Origin of the sequence: Citrobacter sp. JGM124, from assembly GCF_018257795.1 — a bacterium.
Taxonomy (GTDB): domain Bacteria; phylum Pseudomonadota; class Gammaproteobacteria; order Enterobacterales; family Enterobacteriaceae; genus JGM124.
Window position 1 is genome coordinate 48027 of record NZ_JAERJD010000003.1, and the last position, 18905, is coordinate 66931.

An 18905-nucleotide genomic window follows, 5' to 3' on the forward strand; every position below is an offset into this window, starting at 1 on the left:
ACAGGCTGAGTATCGAGACAAAGAAAAAAAGCTACAGCCTCAGGCAGAAAAATGAAACAATAGTGGTTGTTTATACAGTAAACGTGGTGTTCATGGCTTTATCATCTGCGCAAAAAGCGCAAATTGGTGCCTGGTATAAGGCATTACAACAGCAAATCGCGGATTTTATTCCTCGAGCCCCCCAGCGCCAAATGATAGCGGAAGTGGCTAAGACGCTGGCGGGTGATGAAGGCCGACACTTAGCGATTGAGGCACCAACGGGGGTTGGGAAAACATTCTCTTACCTGATCCCTGGCATTGCCGTGGCGCGTTCAGAGCAAAAAAAGCTGGTGATCAGTACCGCCAATGTGGCGCTGCAGGATCAGATTTTTAGCAAAGACTTACCATTACTGAGCAAGATCATCCCAGGGTTAAAATTTACCGCCGCTTTCGGACGCGGGCGTTATGTCTGCCCAAGGAATCTCTCCGCACTGGCGGCAGATAATCAGGCTTCGGGTGATTTACTCGCTTTTCTTGATGACGAACTTGCACCGAGTAGTCAGGAAGAGCAACAGCGTTGTATAAAACTTCAGAAGAGCCTTGATAAGGGGAAATGGGACGGTTTGCGTGATCATACGGATGGTGTGATCAGTGACGAACTGTGGCGTAAACTCAGCACGGATAAAGCCAGCTGTTTAGGGCGCAACTGTCTCTGGTTTAAATCCTGCCCATTTTTTTTGGCCCGCCGGGAAATAGATGATGCAGAAGTCATCGTTGCTAACCATGCTTTAGTCATGGCGGCCCTGGAAAGTGACGCGGTCCTGCCTGAAGCAAAAAATATGCTACTGGTACTGGATGAAGGGCATCACCTTGCTGACGTGGCGCGAGACGCTCTGGAAATGAGTGCCGAGATCACCGCAGGTTATAGCCATCTGCAGCTTGATCTGTTCAGTAAACTGGTTGAAACCTGCATGGCACAATTTCGTCCGAAAAGCCCCCCTCCATTGGCGAGAAGTGACCGTCTGGTACTGCACTGCGAAGAGGTTAACGCGCTGCTAAAAGAGTTTAATTCTCACATCGCGCTGTGGTTGCCTGACGGACAAGCAGGTGAATATCGCTTTGAAATGGGGCAATTGCCAGAAGCGTTAATGGATATCTGTTTACGGCTGGCTAAATTGATGGAAGGCTTACGTAGCTTATCTGAGGCTCTGCTTAATGATTTAAGTGAAAGAACGGCGCATCATGATATCGCGCGCCTCTATCGTGCGTTGTTACAGATGAACCGGGCATTGGGATACTTTGAAGCACAAAGTAAACTCTGGAAACTGGCGGCAATGACACAGGCTTCTGGTGCGCCGGTAACGAAATGGTTAACGCGGGAGCAGTGGGATAGCCAGTATCATTTGCTGTTTCACTGCGTGGGTATTCGTGTCAGCAGCCAGTTAGAAAAATTACTTTGGCGCAAAGTGCCACATGTGATTATCACCTCGGCAACGTTACGATCCCTCAACCGTTTCGATCGTCTGCAAGAAATGAGTGGGCTGGCTGAAAAAGCAGGGGACCGTTTTATTGCCCTTGATTCCCCTTTTAACCATGTTGAACAGGGAAAAATAGTGATCCCGGCCATGCGTTTTGAACCCGTGATGGCCCATGAAGCTGAACATATTGCAGAAATGGCCGCTTTCTTTCGTGCGGAACTGACTAAAGGTGAACACAAGGCAATGCTGGTATTGTTTGCCAGCGCGCGCGCCATGCAACAATTTCTCACTCATGTGACGGATCTCCGCTTGATGTTATTGGTTCAGGGTGATCAGCCTCGTTACCGGCTGGTGGAGCTGCATCGTAAGCGTGTTGCTCAAGGGGAAGTCAGTGTGCTGATTGGGCTACAATCATTTGCCGAAGGTCTTGACTTAAAAGGTGATTTGTTAACCCAGGTACATATTCACAAAATAGCTTTCCCGCCAGTAGACAGCCCTGTGGTCCTCACCGAAGGTGAATGGTTAAAAAGCCTTAATCGTTATCCTTTTGAAGTGCAGAGCTTACCCAGTGCTTCTTTTAACTTGATTCAGCAGGTGGGGCGTTTAATTCGTAGTCACACCTGTTATGGTGAGGTTGTTATTTACGATAATCGTTTACTTAGTAAACGTTATGGTGAGAGGCTGTTGGCGGCACTGCCAGTGTTTCCGATTATGCGCCCGGCAGTACCCGGCGTTAAACAGATAGCGATAACCCCGTCATCAAAGCATCGTGAGCGACATAAAAAAGATGCAAAGAAAAAATAAAAGGAGAGTCTGCATGGACTACCGTAAAATAATCAAAGAAGTAGGCCGTGGAAAGAATCATGCCAGGGATCTCGACTTTGCTACTGCACAACAGCTCTACAGCCAGATGCTAGGTGGGGAGGTTCCTGATCTTGAATTAGGTGCTATTTTGATTGCGTTGCGCATCAAGGGGGAAGGTGAAGAAGAACTGCGAGGTTTTTATGCGGCGATGCAGCAGCAGGTTATCAGTCTGACTCCCCCGATTGACAGACCAATGCCGATTGTTATCCCTTCCTACAATGGCGCCCGTAAGCAAGCCAATCTAACCCCACTACTGGCGATGTTACTGAGTCAGCTAGGGTACCCAGTTGTGGTCCATGGGATCAGTACAGATGAAACCCGTGTTTTGACGGAAACTATTTTTAGGCTGTTAGGTATTCATCCTGTCGAGCATGGGGGACAGGCCCAGGCCGGGCTTGAAGCCAAACATCCTGTCTATATTCCTGTCAGTGTATTCTGCCCCCCCATGGAGCACCAGTTGGCGTTACGCTGGAAAATGGGGGTCCGCAATAGTGCCCACACACTGGTAAAATTAGCGACTCCATTTATTGGTGATGCGGCATTACAACTCAGCAGTGTTTCGCACCCGGAATACTTGTCAAAAGTCGGTGCCTTTTTCATGCATACAGGAGGGCGGGCTTTACTGATGCAAGGCACCGAAGGGGAGGTTTATGCCAATCCATTACGCTGCCCACAAATCAATTTGGTTGACGGGCAGGGTATCGCTGTTTTAAGTGAAAAATTAACGAATTTTAATCCCCAGGATATTAGCCTGCCTGAAAGCAAAGATCCCCATATCACTGCTCGTTGGATTGAACGATGTGTTGCAGGGGTGGAAGTTATACCGGATTCATTAAAACAACAATTAGCTTGTTGTCTGGTGGCGACGGGTGAGGTGGAAACCCTGGAACAGGGGCTGGCCCGGGTAGCGGAAACGTTTTAAAGAGTGCAGATAAAAAAAAGCCCATAGTCATCATGAATATGGGCAATAAAAATAACAGTGGTTAACAAGGGTATATCGGGGTAGGGCAAACCTTAAAGAGCATCAGTCGACGGCCTTAAGGGTGGAACATCATTACTGATAAATAACCGCGCTGCCGCTCATTTTTCCGTCTGTATCTGCGGAGGTTATCATATATGCTTTGGCGCCTGCGGCATCTGCTTTTGCGGCCAGTTTGGCTTCCAGTGAATCAAGGGTTGAGGCGTCAGTGGCGGCAACGCTACCAATAGCATGCAGATTGTGAGCCTGGGCTGAAGTCACCGGCTGTGCAGCAGCCATGGCACCAAATGAAGCAACGGAAAGCACCAAGGCTGCGACGGTATATTTCATAGTTTTCATTATCAATTCCTTCTGTAATCATATATTGAAATTAGGTGACGCTGTATTTCGTCTGTGTGGTTATCATGTCATTAAATAAGTGCGCCCGAAATCTAATATATTTGATGTCATGATTCAGTTTTTTTGAATGTCAGGTAATCTTTTTATTTGAACAGATTTGTGAGTTTTTATTTATTTAACTGACATAGAAATAGTAACACTAAAAAGTTATATGATAAGGGCACATGGAGTGTGATGAAAAACATACCATAGCTATATGAAAATACCTGAAATGAAAAACTCGCGTGACAAATAAAGTGGGCAGCAAAGGGCTGCGGTAACGTGGCTAATACTGTAGGGGAAGACAATAATTAAAGCACGTAGGGTAAGGTAACCTTAATGGGAATTTTTTTTGATAACTGACTGTATAATCACCGCCATTGCTTACAACGCTTGTCGGTTTTGCTTTGTGCGTGAGTCCACCAGGCGGGGTACTATGAGTAAATCAGTATATTGGGATAAGAGTATTATATGCATTTTTATTGTTACGCATTTAATTTAAATCATGCACTACTATCCGTCCTGATATTAGTGCTCGGGAGTTTGGTCAATGAATATAAAATATATCCAAAGACTATAGTTAAATTTGCTTTAACGCATGAGGTGATTATTTAAGCTATTGTATGTATTATTCTTTGTGGTTGGCGATGTGTTTTTTTTATAGGTTGCGGAGAGTGTGCTGGTGGGCTTAAGGCAGGGTAAAACAGGGCAAAATCGTTAAGTGACAGACAGCATGTGTTTTTTATTAATAGAATTATTAGTCTCTACAGCATGTTTATTTAATGAAGACTGTGTCGGGGTTGTAAATTATCATAAAGTAGAATATAAGAGGTATTATTTATTCGGTGTGTACTCAGCATAATTTACAACACCTGTAGAACCTGGCTTAAATAGACAGGTCATTATGAGTGACAATTGGTACTGTATTAGATTGTTTTTTATATCATTAAGTCATCCTGTTTTTTGTTGGCATGTTTTTATGGTTAAATAAAATTAGAGTTCTAGTGCGGCAGGGTGTTAATCATACTTTTTACTACAAATGAATTTTATGACTATTTACAATCATAACAGGCCCTTACCTGTTAAGGTGTGCCTTTTTATCTGTAATGACATTATTCCGGGGAGTAAAGAATTACAGTATTTAATTAACAGAACAGCATTAAATACAAGGATGTAATTTATATGACTAACAGAGAAAAGCAGATACTGCAGCTTCTTAGAAACAATGTATTAATTCAGCAGCAGGAAATTGCTGAGGTTCTGGGGATCAGCCGATCAGCAGTGGCGGGGCATATTATGAATTTGATAAGCAAAGGCTATATAAAAGGCCGGGGCTATATCCTGTCAGATCATCATACACTGACTGGCGAGACTATCGGAAAGGAGCCTGCGGGCTATGTGTATTCTCATTCACTCTCTGTTTGTCTGATTCAGGGCAGTTAAATGACATCATAATCCCGGCGGCGTTTAAGACTCTGCTTTGGGGAATGCCGGGATAACGAGAGCACATGTCAGGGCAGTCAGAATAGCAGATGTCCGGTATGGGAAAAGGCATCAGTATATGGGAAGAATAGCCTTAATTATGGCTTAATCATCGGCGATGTATTTACCCGAACTCAAGAGCGGGGTATCTTACGCGACCCAACCAGGAGAAGCTTTTAATGAAAACCCCCGCTGCGACTAAACCCGGCCTGCATCCCCGCAACCGCCATCGTAACCGCTATGACTTTGCCGAACTGAAGCAGGCTAATCCCGCACTGACGGACTTTTTACGTCCAGGGCCTCACGGGCAAATTACGCTTGATTTCGCTAACCCACTTGCGGTTAAAGCACTTAATCAGGCATTGCTGGCTCATTTTTACCAAGTCAGTGCCTGGGATATTCCAGAAGGGTTCTTGTGTCCCCCCGTTCCCGGGCGTGCTGATTATCTGCATCACCTGGCTGATTTACTCGGGGAAGACAGTGCGGGGGTTATTCCTTCCCAGGCATCGATACTGGATATTGGTACAGGGGCTAACTGTATCTATCCGTTGATTGGACAGCATGAGTATGGCTGGCGTTTTACCGGTTCAGAAACTGATGCTGACGCATTACGAAATGCATCCCGTATTCTGGAAGCGAATCCTGAATTGCAACGCATGATCCGTCTGCGACGTCAGAAGAACAGTCAGCAAATATTTGCGGGTATTATTCATAAAAATGATCTCTATGATGCGACATTGTGCAATCCCCCTTTCCATGATTCTGAACAAAGTGCCAGGGAAGGAAGTGAACGCAAACGGCGTCATCTTGGACAGGATGTGCAGGGCAGCCTGAATTTTGGTGGTCGGCAACAAGAGCTATGGTGTGAAGGGGGGGAAGTCGCCTTTATTAGTCAGATGATTAATGAGAGTCGTTCCTTCGGTCTCCAGGTTCGTTGGTTTACTTCACTGGTCTCTAAAGGGGAACATCTCCCTGTGCTGTACCGTGCGATGCAGGAAGCGGGGGTCGTCAAGGTTGTCAAAAAAGAGATGGCCCAAGGGCAAAAACAGAGTCGCTTTATTGCCTGGAGTTTTATGGATGATGCGCAACGTGTTCGCTGGGCGAAGCGTCGAATCGTATCAGCGACTAGCCCTGAATAAGTACTAACTTAAATCAGGACTAGTCAGCAAGACATTGATGGGTGAGCAGACTATTGTCGTTTTACCCATCTTGCCCAAAACAAGTCAGCAGACTTGCTGTAAATGGGCGGGTCTACAACACGTGTTGTAAAAACTCACGTAAGCGATGGCTCGGAGGATTATCAATAAGCTGTTGCGGGTCACCATCTTCAGCAATACGACCCTTATCAATAAAGATCAAACGCGAAGCTACTTTAGCCGCAAATCCAACTTCATGCGTAACGATAACCATCGTCATGCCTTCTTCCGCCAAATCCTGCATGACTTTTAACACTTCATGACGCAGTTCCGGGTCAAGGGCAGAGGTGGGTTCGTCAAACAGCATCAGCTTAGGTTTCACTGCCAGCGCACGGGCAATCGCGACACGCTGTTGTTGCCCCCCGGAGAGTTCAGAAGGGTAGTGATTAGCCCTTTCAGCAAGACCCACTTTAGCCAGTAGCTCTTTTGCCAGTTTATCGGCCTCAGCTTTACTCATACCACGGACACGAAGCGGGCCGAAAGCAACGTTTTCCAGTGCTGTCAGGTGTGGGAACAGGTAAAACTGTTGGAATACCATCCCCGCTTCCTGACGGATCAGCCTGTCATCTACCTTGGGATCGTTAACCTTCAAGCCGTCAACGATTAAATCGCCGCTGGTTATCTCTTCCAGTTTGTTGATACAGCGCAGCAAAGTAGACTTACCGGAACCGCTGGGGCCGATAATAACCACCACTTCACCTTGATTAATGTTCAGGTCAATATTATGTAGCACTTGCGTTTGACCAAAGTGCTTAGAGACATTTTTAAATTCAATCACAGGATCTTCATCCTTCCTTCAAGGCGACGCAGCACGAAGCTCAGTACCAAAGTAATAATCAGATAGAAGACCGCAACGGCACTCCAAATCTCCAGGGCGCGGAAGTTACCAGCAATAATCTCCTGTCCTTGACGAGTCAGTTCTGCCACACCGATAACAATAAACAGTGAGGTATCTTTGATACTGATAATCCACTGGTTTCCTAATGGTGGAAGCATACGCCGCAGGGCCAGTGGCATAATGACATGGCGAATCGTTTCACGCTTTGATAAGCCTAATGCAAGGCCTGCTTCCTGGAAACCTTTATGAATTGAGAGCACTGCACCGCGGGTTATTTCCGCAATATAGGCACCAGAGTTTATCATGATGGTTACCACAGCAGCACTTATTGGATCTATACGTAGATCTGCAAAAGCCATTGGTAAGGCAAAATAGATAAACATAACTTGCACAACAATGGGTGTGCCACGGATTACTTCAATAAATACGAGGGCGATATGGTTGGTTATCCAGCCACCATAGATACGAGCAAAGCCTGCCACCAAACCTATTACTAAACCGCCACATAACCCAAGGATGGAGATCCAAAGGGTCATTTTGGCACCTTCTAGTAAAATGGGAATTGCCGGCCAGATGGCACTCCAATCAAACTGCATGATGTATTCCTGTTTTCTACCGTAGTTCAAATGATAAGGGGCGAAAAACGCCCCTCAGGTGCTACTTAATAAATTATTATTATTTTGGTTCAGTACCAAACCATTTTTTATAGATTTCGTTATAGGTTCCGTTAGCTTTAATGGTTTTAAGTGCTTCGTTAATTTTCAGACGTAATTCATCACTTCCTTTTGGCATCGCAATACCGTACTGCTGTGCCTCCAGAGAATTGCCAACGGCTTTAAACTTGCCGTTTCCAGCAGTCTGGATGAAATAGAGAATATTTGGTGTGTCATGCAGAACCGCATCAGCACGACCGGTTGCGAGTTCCATATAAGCATTATCAATGTTCGGGAACTGACGCAGGTCTTTAGTTTTGATGTTCGCTTTTGCGTAATCTACCGAACCTGTACCGCTTTTGACGGCGACAACTTTACCGTTCAGATCCGCTGCGCTTTTAACATCATTGTTGTTCTCTTTAACCATTACCAGCAGACCGCTTCTGTAGTAACCGTCAGAAAAATCTATCGCTTTTTCGCGCTCTGGAGTGATGGTGATACCCGCCAGGGCCACGTCAACGTTTTTGGTTTGAAGCGCGGGGATAATACCACTGAAATCCATAGGTTTCAGGCTGTATTCTACTTTTAATTCTTTCGCGATAGCGTCCCATAAATCGATATCAAAACCGACATATTTATCGCCTTGTTTAAACTCAAAAGGAACAAAGGCGGTGTCTGTCGCGACGATCAATTTCTTGTCCGCAGCATGGGAAGAGACAGCAAAGGCAAGTGTGAGTGCAGCCAAAGACACTTTCAAAATCGACTTCATAGCATTTCCTTTGTTAATCACGGGGCTATCCCCTTACGTAAGCCTGCACACCATGAAATAATCGTGCCAGATTTACAACTTGCTGTTTTGCAAGGATGCGAATTTGTAACATTGTACTATACAGGTTGCAAGCTCATGATGATGCACTGAAATGGTGCCACATATTGGTGCAATAAACTGAATAACAGGGTTAAAACTAGTTTTACCCCGAAATGAGGGGGGAAAACAATTTATATTTGACGTTTTTATGAAGTCATTGCTACAAATGTTTAACAAAAGCTAAATTAAACCCACCGCGAACGCACTGTTTTGGTGCGCTTTTTATTTCATCAAAATGGGTGACATCATGAACGGGTGGCTGATATTTGTTCAATTTTGATTTTATATATTGGATAATATCCAGAGTATCATGCTCATATTGTCCTGACAGACAATATTCAGCAGCATATTCCACCATGATAAAAATGGGTTAATGCCCTGAAATGGAACCGTCACGGTCCATGATAGCACACTGCACGACATCGGTTTCCTCATTCACTGCCACGGCACACAGCCAGCCTGAGTGTATTGCCTGTGTGGCTGGGTTTTGCAACCCGGCTATTTTATGTCTGTGCGTTAATTAATGGTAATAAATACCAGCTCAGTTTACTCATGGCATGTATGTGATCGGATAATAAAGCAGCCTGTTAATTCATTGCCTTTCATTATTGATTGTCTGAACCGAACCATCAGCCTGCTATCACCCCAGGCTGATTATCTGTAATTCTCAATTGACATTCACTTCGGTAATGCGGGATTCACGCTGCATTGTTAGCGTTGAACCTGCGGAAGCGACAATGATAAAAAAGAGAGCGATCCATTGAATAAAAGTAAGATGCTCACCTAAGAAGAGAATGCCGGATATGGCCGCTAGGGCAGGCTCCACACTCATGAGTGTTCCGAAGGTGCGTGTAGGAAGGCGGGTCAGTGCCACCATTTCCAGGGAGTATGGAAGTGCAGTCGACAGAATGGCAATGGTCAGACCCAGGGGGAAAATAGCCCAGGTGAATATTGAACTATCGGCCTCAAATGCTCCCAATGGAACAAATATGATGGCAGCAATCAGGGAGCCTGCCGCCACGGTGGCGGGGCCGTGTTCAGCCCCGGCTTTTTGTCCGGCGATAATATAAATAGCCCAGCATGCCCCAGCCCCTAATGCATAAGCCGCGCCACTGAGATCCACATGGGTGATATTGTTCCCCAGGGGTAAGAGAAACCACAACCCGACTACGGCTAAAATGACCCAGATAAAATCCACCGCACGGCGGGATGCAAACAGGGCAACGGCTAGCGGGCCGGTAAATTCCAGGGCGACAGCCACACCCAGTGGGATCGTTTTTAGTGATAAATAGAAAAGGTAATTCATCGATCCCAGTGCCAGGCCGTAAAACAGGAGTGGTACACGTTGTTGTGGCTGAAAACGCAAACGCCAGGGTTTGAAAATGATCACCAGGATAAGTGTACCCAGCCCAAGGCGTATTGCAGTGACTCCCTGGGGGCCCACGAGTGGAAAGAGGGTTTTTGCCAGGGCTGCTCCTCCCTGAATTGAAATCATTGAGATAAAGAGTAAGACTATTGGTAACCAGCGGGGCATTCTGTTTGTCGTGAAGATCATGGTGATCCTGTTAAATCTATTGTCAGGAAATAATAAAAACTTTAGCCATTTTAAATGATTAAAACCGGAATTGATGGGATTAATTCATGATATTTTTTCGTGTCACTGGAGCGGTTCGTTTTGTTCGTATTTTATACTGAATGATTTCAGATTCGTCTGAATGATAGATGCCAGTTATTATTAAATAATGAACCAAAAAGGAAAAAAATCCCGGAAATTTAGTGACATAATTGTTAGTTGAAATGTTATGTTACATGATGGGAGGCGTTAGACAACACAAATTACGAAGAGTTTCTCAAAAAAATTTGCTATATTTAGTACTAAGTTTTGTATGGACTAATTTGGATTTTTTGAGGTCATTATGAAAAAAATTGCATGTCTTTCAGCTCTGGCTTGTGTTTTAACTCTTTCCGTAGGTACTGCTTCCGCTGTCACTAGCACCGTTACCGGTGGTTATGCTCAAGGCGACATGAAAGGGGAACAAAACAAAGCTAAAGGCTTCAACCTGAAATATCGCTATGAGAACGAAAGCCCACTGGGTTATATCGGTTCTTTTACCTATATTGAAAAACACGACACCAGCAATGATGTTTACAGCAAAGGCCAGTACTACGGTTTCACCGGTGGCCCTGCTTACCGTATTAATGACTGGGTAAGTGCTTATGGTGTTATCGGCCTGGGTTACGGCAAATTCCAGACTGTGAAAGATGTCGTTGAACACCACTCTGACACTGGTTACGGCTTCTCTTACGGTGCTGGTTTGCAGTTCAACCCAATGGAACACGTTGCACTGGACTTCTCCTATGAGCAGAGCCGTGTACATCATACTGACGTTGGTACTTGGGTTGTCGGTGCTGGCTATAGCTTCTAATTCATCTTTAACGATGGCATGAAGACGCCGCAGAGATGCGGATAACAAAATAATTTTCACACCCTGTAAACGCTTTGTTTACAGGGTGTTTTTTTATGTCAGGCATTTGCTCAGGTCTTCTAACAACCATTCTTTTTACTCAAAGTGTAAAGGGTATGCTGGTATTGGTACGACAAGAATAACTGAATTTGGCTTATGGCAGGATCAGGCTATTAATTACAGGCAGGGGTGATGGTCAGGCAGAAAACGTCAGGCTCATGACAGGAGCCCACCGGGCTAATTCAGCCCGGTGTTATGCTTGTTCCTCATCCTGCTGGCGAGGGGTTTTCTGAGACAGATAATTACAGATTGCGGTCAATAACATCAGTCTGTTTTGGAAAGGTGAGTTGATAAACATGCTTAAATGCCTCTTTACTGTGTTCATAAGTGCCCCCGGAGTGATTGTGGGCTGACTTTCTTATCCTAATCATCGCAACTGGATGACTGTGTTATATACAGGTATAGCACGAGCTATACTTTATAGCTATGGCTATTTCTGGTTTTTTTTGTAGATATGCGATGCTGGTTTACAATGGTGGCTTATGTTGTCATACGACGACACGAAGTGACTGGAAGAGGAAGCATTATGAGCCGTAGGGCAGGGCAGAAAAATAACGATAAAGTGATGCCATTACCCAATATTGAGGAGCACGTTGAGGGCTTCCGGCAGGTGCGTGAGGCTCATCGTCGTGAGTTGATAGATGATTACGTTGAATTGATTTCAGATCTGATCAACGAAGTGGGTGAAGTTCGACAGGTGGACATGGCGGCACGTCTTGGTGTATCCCAACCGACAGTGGCTAAAATGTTAAAGCGGCTGGCATCCGCAGGACTCATTGAACAGATCCCATGGCGTGGGGTATTTTTGACTCCTGAAGGTGAAAAACTGGCTGAACAGAGCCGGGAGCGACACCGTATTGTGGAAAACTTCTTCATCGCTTTGGGGGTCAGTCCTGAAACAGCCCGTATTGATGCTGAAGGCGTGGAACACCATGTGAGTGAAGAAACGCTGGTGCTGTTTCGTAAATTCAGTGAAGAGCGGGGGATCGGCTGATCGATTTATCCCTGTAAGCAATTGGCTATCAGATTGGCGAGGCCTCGCATTCTGATAGCCACTATACGGAACTTATATCGCGTCACCAGCACGCTTCAGTTTTAAATGCAGCAATGGGAAGGGATTACCTTCCCCATCATGTTCTGAACGGCCTACGGTCACAAATCCCAAGTGTTGATAAAAACCAATACCCTGTGGGTTTTGCTCATTAACATCTACCTCGCTGATCGCCAGCTCAGTAATTGCATAATTAAGTAATGCTTTACCCACCCCGGTGGCACGATTTTCTGGCGAGACAAATAACATTTCTACCCGAGCCTCATGACAGCCGATGAATCCCAGTATCTTTCCACTGTGATGGGTGGCTATCCAGAGTGGCAGCTGAGGAAAATAGACATTGTAAATTTGCTCCCGCAGGGTGGCTATATCCTGCTCGCTCAGAAAGTCATGCGTGGCTCGCACAGAGGCTTCCCAAATTGTTATCAAGTCTGGAAAGTTATTGACTGTCGCTGGCGTGATCTTAACCATACTTTATCTCAATGATGATTATCTAAGTTAAAAGGGAATTCTTTTTGTAAAATTTTATCAATCACGTTGAGCACACCTTGCTGATTACAGTGGTCAGTCTGGAAGCGTGCTACTTGTTTGATTTTTTCGGGTGCATTACCCATGGCAAAGCTGAACCCAGCCTGACGTAGCATCTCAATATCGTTGCCACCATCCCCAAAGCTGACTACCTCGCTGTCGTTAATTCCCCACTTTTGTTGCAAAATACTCAGGCCATGGGCTTTATGTGCGCCAGGAATGATAAGGTCAATAGAACCATGACCACTGGTAACCGGAACCATAATCCGTTTGAGCTCATGGGTCAGAGAGTCCATCGCGTCATCCAGTAGGCTGTCTGGCAAGCTAAGGGCGAATTTAAACATGCAATCATCGATGCCGGTGAAACTCTCTCTGTGAGCCAGACGATGATAGAAACGAGCTGCTGTCTGTTTAAAGTCATCATCACAACTATTCAGAATGTAAGCACTCTTTTTACCGCAGGCAATAACCTGTAAATGGGGTTGATCCAGCAGATGCTCCGTTACGGTCAGAAAATCTTCAGGCTTTAGCCGGGCATTAAACAGGCTTTCCCCTTCACTGACGACCCAGGCGCCGTTATCCGCCACGAAGGACAGCTCAGAGGCAATCTCAGGAAAGAATGATATTAACTGGAAATACTGATTACCGCTGGCAACCACAAAACGAATACCTTGTGTCTTCATTTGCTGGTATTGCTCGGCAAAACGGGCACGATTATAGTTTTTGTTATCATCGAGGAAAGTGCCGTCCATATCGACGGCAATCAGTTTTATGCTCATGACATTTTCTCTTCAGCGGTGTCAGTGACAGGTGGTTTTGCCACGGCTTTAGCAACCAGAGAGGCGATGATCATCAGGCTCAGAACGACTAACATTGCGTAGCGAAGTCCATAATGCTCACCCAGGAAGCCGAGCAGTGGCGGGCCAACCAGGAAGGCGATATATCCCGAGGTTGCCACGACACTGACACGGGTCGCCGCATCAGGCCCGGTATCGCCAGCGGCAGAAATCGTTAATGGGAAGCCAAGAGAGGTTCCCAGACCCCATAGCAAAACAGAAACGCCAGCCAGAATATCGTTATCGATAAAGACCACCATGCCAATACCCAGTATGCCCATAATGGTACACGCCCGTACCACGGCAACACGGCTATAACGGTCAATAAACCATCCCCCAGTGAAACGTCCGATGGTCATTCCCAGCGTAAAACCAAGATAGATAAGTGACCCTGATGTCGGGCTGAAACCATGACCATCCACCATCAGTAATGGTAGCCAGTCATTAGCGGACCCTTCGGCAAAAGCCATGGCCAGTACAATAAAACCGATTAATAACAGCTGGCTGTCTTTATAAAATGGTCGGTGGGGAATGATGTCTTTTACATGATCGTCAGACGGTTCATCTTTTCCTGTTCCGTGGGGGACCGCCGTCAGAGCAATGGCAATTGGCACGATCACCAGCAGACCAATCACCAATAAATGGGCCCAGGAGATAATATTCAAGGCTGTAAGACTCAGGCCGATGCCGGCACCAACCAGCGTCCCCAGACTAAAAAAACCATGCATCATTGGTAGCACTGTTTTTTTCATCAGGCTTTCAATGATGGCCCCTTCCACGTTCATGGCGACTTCAGAAGAGCCCAGTCCAGACCCTAATATCGCCAGACCAAAGGCAAACAGCAGTGGGCTGGCGAAGAATAAAGCCAGACTCATCACCAGCATGCCTGCCACCATCATTATCATGCCACTACGAATAATGGTGCGGGTACCAAACTTTTTCACTAGCCAGCCAGAACACAAGATACCGCTCATGGAGCCAATCGACAGACCAAATAACACGATACCCATGCCAGATGTTGAAACACTCAGCGTGTCGCGAATGGCGGGGGTTCGAGTCACCCATGATGCGATAACCAGGCCTGGCAGGAAGAAAAAGGTAAATAGAGCCCAAGTGCGCAGTTGTAAGGATTTTCTCTGCGATGCTGACATGAACGATGACCAGTAGAAAGGGAAGTAGGTATGCAGATTAGCAAGAATGTGTACATTTGTACACGTAACGAGCTAGACTGCACTCACTTTCATACCAAGGTCTTTTTATGCGTACTCAATCTCTTTCCGTGGCTTCAGAACGCCGGGCCCGCATCTTACAGGCCACACTGGATATGCTGGTTGAGCACGGTATCAGCAATATTACCCACCGAAAAATAGCCCGGGCGGCAGATGTCTCTTTAGGGTCAATGACCTATTATTTTACCGGTATAGATGCTTTAATTCGTGAGGCTTTTGAACAGTTTACTTATCAAATATCCGAACAATTCCATTTAAGCCTGTTACAAGCGGATAATCACGACAAAGCCTGCGAGGCTATTGCGGATATGATCAGTGGGGGGGTACTTGCTTCCCCTTATAATATGCAGGTAATGTTCCAGCTCTATGCCTGTGCTAGTTGCCGCCCTGAGTTAAAAAAGATCATGCAGGACTGGATGGCACGTAGTCAGCAGTCACTCAGCTTGTTTTTTGATCCATTGACGGCCAGGGGACTGGATGCATTTATCGAAGGGATGACCTTGCATTGTGTGACTGATACACAGCCATTAAGCCGGGATCAGGTCTTGGTTATTATCAAACGGTTGGTGAACGTGAACTGCGGATCATAAGCCGTGAGTGATTTTTTCAGTCATCGACGTTCGGTATTTTTATCTTTAGAGGGGGGCGTAGCATCCTCAGTCAAAGCTAATGCCGATTTGGTACTTCCACCCAGTAATTTTTATTACTGGGTTTAAAGCTTATTTCAATAACACATGTTCAACGCGTGCCTCTCAAGACTCAGGGCAGTAAACACCGGTTTAAAAAATAGCCCTTTCTGTGAGCGGTTCAAAAAGTGCTCATATGCTTATGAGTAACCCGCCCCGGTTGACGCTAACATTGACGTGTATCCGTCGTATCATCTGCCTGGTTATTGAGACATTTTTCTACTCAGTGGTTGAGCAAAAATGATTTGTTACTAACGACAAGAATTCCACACGCTCCTCGCTTTAAAAATATGTTAATTTTCAGCACGGAACAGCACAACGTATTATTTATTATTACGTTTACATACATCCATTGACTTTCGGCAAAGCCAGAGAGGAATCGATGTACTGAGTTTGCGGTACTGGTGACTGGGGCGTTATGTGAATGTATTGCCGCTAACGCCGACCTTGTTGTGCTATTGAAGAACACTCAAACCTGAACACATGAAAAATAACATCAAAAATAAAAAGCAGTCCGACAAAAAAAGTTTTTTCCTGTCCCGCTATAATATTCTGCTATTTTGCATACTGGCTTGTGTGGTTCTGCTTTTAGGGCGGGTTGCCGATTTACAGTTTTTTAATCAACAAATGCTGGTTCATGAAGCCAATTTACGCTCACTCAAAACCATTGTATTGCCAACGGCACGCAGCACACTGACAGATCGTAATGGTGAGGTTCTGGCAATGAGCGTCCCCTCCCGGGATATTGTGGCCAATCCACAAGATATTGTCAGCCATCAGACTGATTTCGATAATGCCAAATGGCGCTATCTGGCAGGCGCTCTGAATACTACTCCAGAGCAACTGAAGTTAAAAATCTATCATAATGACCGGCGTCACTTTCTGTTTCTTGAGCGGAAGGTTGAACAAGGTATAGCGCATGATATTAGCGCCTTGCATGTGGCTGGTATTAGTGAAACCAGTGATTACAGTCGGTTCTATCCCATGGGAGAGGCTGCGGCACCACTGATCGGCCTCGTGGGTATCGACAATAGCGGTTTGAGCGGTATTGAACACAGTTTTAATCACCTGCTTCTGGGGCATCTTGGCAAAAAAACGTATCGTCAGGATGCTCATGGTGACATTGTCAGTGTCCTGAATGAGGAAGCGCCGCAACCGGCACCTACTATTCAGCTCAGTATTGATAAATACGATCAATACACCGCTTTTAGTGAGCTACGGGATGGCGTTCTGGCAAATAATGCCGACTCAGGTACCGCAGTGCTGGTAAAAATAGATACCGGCGAAATCCTTGCGATGGCTTCTTATCCATCATTCAATCCGAATAATATGCAGGCAGTACAGGCTGCAGAAATGCGCAATGTGGCCATTAATGACAGTTTTGAGCCCGGTTCAACGGTCAAGCCATTGGTTATTATTGAGGGGTTGCAACGTCATATTATTACTGCCCACACGTTGCTTGATACTACGCCATTTAAAGTTAATGGACATCTTATTCGCGATGTCGGCCACTGGCCGCGCCTGACTCCCACGGGGATCCTGCAGAAATCCAGCGACATTGGTGTGTCTCATATTGCACTGGCTATGCCGTCTGACGCACTGGTTAATATCTATCAGCGCTTCGGGTTGGGTAAACCCACTAAATTAGATTTACCTGGAGAAAGTACCGGCTATTTTCCGTTACACCGGCAGAAATGGATTGATATAGAACGTGCTACGTTCTCATTCGGCTATGGTCTACGGGCAACACCACTGCAAATCGCCCGTGTTTATGCGACTCTCGGGGCATATGGTGTTTATCGCCCACTCTCTATTACCAAGGTTACACCTCCTGTTGATGGTGATCCTGTTGCCGACCCGGATATTGTTAATACGGTCCTGCATATGATGGAAAGCGATATGCTGCCCGGGGGGAGTGGTGTTAAAGCAGCGGTTCCGGGTTACCGTCTGGCAATAAAAACAGGGACAGCCGAAAAACTAGGTGATAGTGGTAAATATGATGCGGGTTATGTCAACTATACCGCGGGGGTTGCCCCGCTGGAACATCCGGTTGTTGCCCTTGTCGTGGTTATCAATAATCCCAAAGCGGGTACGCATTTTGGTGGTTCGGTTGCTGCACCTGTTTTCGGCAAAATTATTGGTCCGGTGCTTGAGCATATGAATATTGCGGCGGATGCCTTGCCTGGCGATAGTCATGTCCAGGCTGTTAATTGACGGTCTCTTTATCAGGCTTGTTGCCAATAATAAGAGTGGCTGAACACTGGCATGGGCCTATTTAGCTGGTCAGAGAGGGCGTGTAAGTATCCCTGCAAAAAGAACCATTCACTTTTAGAGATCTTCCGACAGACTGAATATGTCCCCAGAAGGAGATCGCCATGCGTAAAATACGATTCACCGAACACCAGATTATCGCCGTTCTGAAATCAGTCAAAGCTGGCCGAACAGTCAAAGATGTTTGCCGTGAGGCCACTATTTCAGAAGCCAGTTATTATAACTGGAAGGCAAAATATGGTGGGATGGAAGCGTCTGACATTAAGAAAATCAAAGATCTGGAAGATGAAAACAGGCGTTTCAAACAGAGGTTTGCTGACCTGAGTCTGGAATGCAGGGCATTGAAAGATGTCATTGAAAAAAGCTTTAAAAACAGTGATAAAGCGTGAGCTCGCCAGCTATCTGGTCTCGCAGTTTGCGATGATCGTACGTCAGGCATGCAGGACGTTATCACTGAGCAGGACAGTTTTTTTCTATCAGTCCGATACCCGGCGTGACGAGCCGGTGATTCAGGCACTGACGGAAGCGGCTGAACGCTATCCGCGATATGGTTTTAAAAAGCTTTTCAGGTGATTCGCAGGCAGGGTCACATCAGGAACCATAAGCGTGTTCACCGTATTTACTGCCTGCTAAAACTGAATTTTCGCCGTAAAGGAAAACAACGTTTGCCGGTGCGTAATCCGGCACCGCTGGCGACACCAGAGGCGCTTAACCAGAGCCGGTCGATTGATTTTATGCATGATGCCCTGACTTGTGGACGACGATTTCGACCCTTCAATGTTGTGGATGACTTTAATCGCGAAGCACTGGCGATAGAATCATCGTGCTTGATGATTTCCGCTCCATTAGATCTCGATGATAAATATGCCGACTTCAAGATACTTAATCGAGACCTAATCAAGCCCGCCATCGCCGAACTTAACGAAAAAAGCGGCCGTTGAGACAGTGAAAAAAGGACGCAAAGTGATCGCATTACGTTTTCGGTTTAAGGAAGACAAACAAATCAAAATGGCCTTGGATGGATATCCAAACTGACCCCTATTTAACATACACCGTTTTAGGCT

The 18905-nt window shown here is 45.9% G+C and carries 16 protein-coding genes and 3 pseudogenes; 10 read left to right on the top strand and 9 right to left on the bottom strand.

The window, feature by feature from the left end:
• Window positions 1-92: 92 nt before the first annotated feature.
• Window positions 93-2261 carry an ATP-dependent DNA helicase DinG gene (gene dinG / locus JK154_RS04995; protein WP_211991420.1) on the top strand — a complete coding sequence of 723 codons (2169 nt, stop codon included), beginning with the start codon at window positions 93-95 and terminating at the stop codon, window positions 2259-2261.
• Between the two features lie 13 nt (window positions 2262-2274).
• Complete coding sequence (gene ybiB / locus JK154_RS05000; protein ID WP_211991421.1) at window positions 2275-3243, top strand: DNA-binding protein YbiB; 969 nt, start codon at window positions 2275-2277, stop codon at window positions 3241-3243.
• 132 nt (window positions 3244-3375) lie between these two features.
• Here ybiB and JK154_RS05005 read toward each other — a convergent pair whose 3' ends face one another.
• A complete protein-coding gene (locus tag JK154_RS05005; protein WP_211991422.1) occupies window positions 3376-3639 on the bottom strand; it encodes a YdgH/BhsA/McbA-like domain containing protein in 264 nt (87 codons plus the stop codon).
• 1221 nt (window positions 3640-4860) lie between these two features.
• Here JK154_RS05005 and JK154_RS05010 point away from each other — a divergent pair.
• Window positions 4861-5031: pseudogene (locus JK154_RS05010) on the top strand (winged helix-turn-helix transcriptional regulator); the annotation flags it as partial.
• Window positions 5032-5339: 308 nt separating this feature from the next.
• Window positions 5340-6299: a 23S rRNA (adenine(1618)-N(6))-methyltransferase RlmF gene (rlmF, locus tag JK154_RS05015; protein WP_211991423.1), complete on the top strand. Its 960-nt coding sequence runs from the start codon at window positions 5340-5342 to the stop codon at window positions 6297-6299.
• 112 nt (window positions 6300-6411) lie between these two features.
• Here the strand turns inward: rlmF and glnQ are convergent, their stop codons facing one another.
• From glnQ to rhtA, 4 genes are all read right to left on the bottom strand, one after another.
• Window positions 6412-7134, bottom strand: a complete 723-nt coding sequence (gene glnQ, locus JK154_RS05020; RefSeq protein WP_211991424.1) for a glutamine ABC transporter ATP-binding protein GlnQ — start codon at window positions 7132-7134, stop codon at window positions 6412-6414.
• A complete protein-coding gene (gene glnP / locus JK154_RS05025) occupies window positions 7131-7790 on the bottom strand; it encodes a glutamine ABC transporter permease GlnP (RefSeq protein WP_211991425.1) in 660 nt (219 codons plus the stop codon). The genes glnQ and glnP overlap by 4 nt, the downstream gene beginning before the upstream one ends.
• 79 nt (window positions 7791-7869) lie before the next feature.
• Window positions 7870-8616 (bottom strand): glutamine ABC transporter substrate-binding protein GlnH, encoded by a 747-nt coding sequence (gene glnH / locus JK154_RS05030; RefSeq protein ID WP_211991426.1) that lies wholly within the window; start codon window positions 8614-8616, stop codon window positions 7870-7872.
• A 766-nt stretch (window positions 8617-9382) separates the two neighbouring features.
• Window positions 9383-10270, bottom strand: a complete 888-nt coding sequence (rhtA, locus tag JK154_RS05035; protein WP_211991427.1) for a threonine/homoserine exporter RhtA — start codon at window positions 10268-10270, stop codon at window positions 9383-9385.
• Window positions 10271-10631: 361 nt separating this feature from the next.
• Here rhtA and ompX point away from each other — a divergent pair, with 361 nt between their 5' ends.
• Window positions 10632-11141 (top strand): outer membrane protein OmpX, encoded by a 510-nt coding sequence (ompX, locus tag JK154_RS05040; RefSeq protein ID WP_211991428.1) that lies wholly within the window; start codon window positions 10632-10634, stop codon window positions 11139-11141.
• A gap of 292 nt (window positions 11142-11433) precedes the next feature.
• Here the strand turns inward: ompX and mntS are convergent, their stop codons facing one another.
• Window positions 11434-11565: a manganase accumulation protein MntS gene (gene mntS, locus JK154_RS05045; protein WP_211991429.1), complete on the bottom strand. Its 132-nt coding sequence runs from the start codon at window positions 11563-11565 to the stop codon at window positions 11434-11436.
• Between the two features lie 201 nt (window positions 11566-11766).
• Here mntS and mntR point away from each other — a divergent pair, with 201 nt between their 5' ends.
• A complete protein-coding gene (mntR, locus tag JK154_RS05050) occupies window positions 11767-12234 on the top strand; it encodes a manganese-binding transcriptional regulator MntR (RefSeq protein WP_211991430.1) in 468 nt (155 codons plus the stop codon).
• A 72-nt stretch (window positions 12235-12306) separates the two neighbouring features.
• Here mntR and JK154_RS05055 read toward each other — a convergent pair whose 3' ends face one another.
• The 3 genes from JK154_RS05055 to JK154_RS05065 are packed head-to-tail and all read right to left on the bottom strand — an operon-like array spanning window position 12307 to window position 14806.
• On the bottom strand, window positions 12307-12762 hold the full coding sequence (locus JK154_RS05055; RefSeq protein ID WP_211991431.1) for an acetyltransferase: 456 nt from the start codon (window positions 12760-12762) through the stop codon (window positions 12307-12309).
• A gap of 8 nt (window positions 12763-12770) precedes the next feature.
• A complete protein-coding gene (locus tag JK154_RS05060; RefSeq protein WP_211991432.1) occupies window positions 12771-13598 on the bottom strand; it encodes a Cof-type HAD-IIB family hydrolase in 828 nt (275 codons plus the stop codon).
• Complete coding sequence (locus JK154_RS05065) at window positions 13595-14806, bottom strand: MFS transporter (RefSeq protein ID WP_211991433.1); 1212 nt, start codon at window positions 14804-14806, stop codon at window positions 13595-13597. The genes JK154_RS05060 and JK154_RS05065 overlap by 4 nt, the downstream gene beginning before the upstream one ends.
• A gap of 107 nt (window positions 14807-14913) precedes the next feature.
• Between JK154_RS05065 and JK154_RS05070 the strand changes: the two genes are divergently transcribed.
• From JK154_RS05070 to JK154_RS05085, 4 genes and pseudogenes are all read left to right on the top strand, one after another.
• Entirely contained in the window at window positions 14914-15474 is a 561-nt protein-coding gene (locus tag JK154_RS05070) for a TetR family transcriptional regulator (protein ID WP_211991434.1), read from the top strand.
• Window positions 15475-16053: 579 nt separating this feature from the next.
• Entirely contained in the window at window positions 16054-17784 is a 1731-nt protein-coding gene (locus tag JK154_RS05075; protein WP_211991435.1) for a penicillin-binding transpeptidase domain-containing protein, read from the top strand.
• 161 nt (window positions 17785-17945) lie between these two features.
• Window positions 17946-18659, top strand: a pseudogene (locus tag JK154_RS05080) (transposase); the annotation flags it as partial.
• A pseudogene (locus tag JK154_RS05085) lies at window positions 18641-18876 on the top strand (replication initiation protein); the annotation flags it as partial. The pseudogenes JK154_RS05080 and JK154_RS05085, both read left to right, overlap by 19 nt.
• Window positions 18877-18905 lie beyond the last annotated feature (29 nt).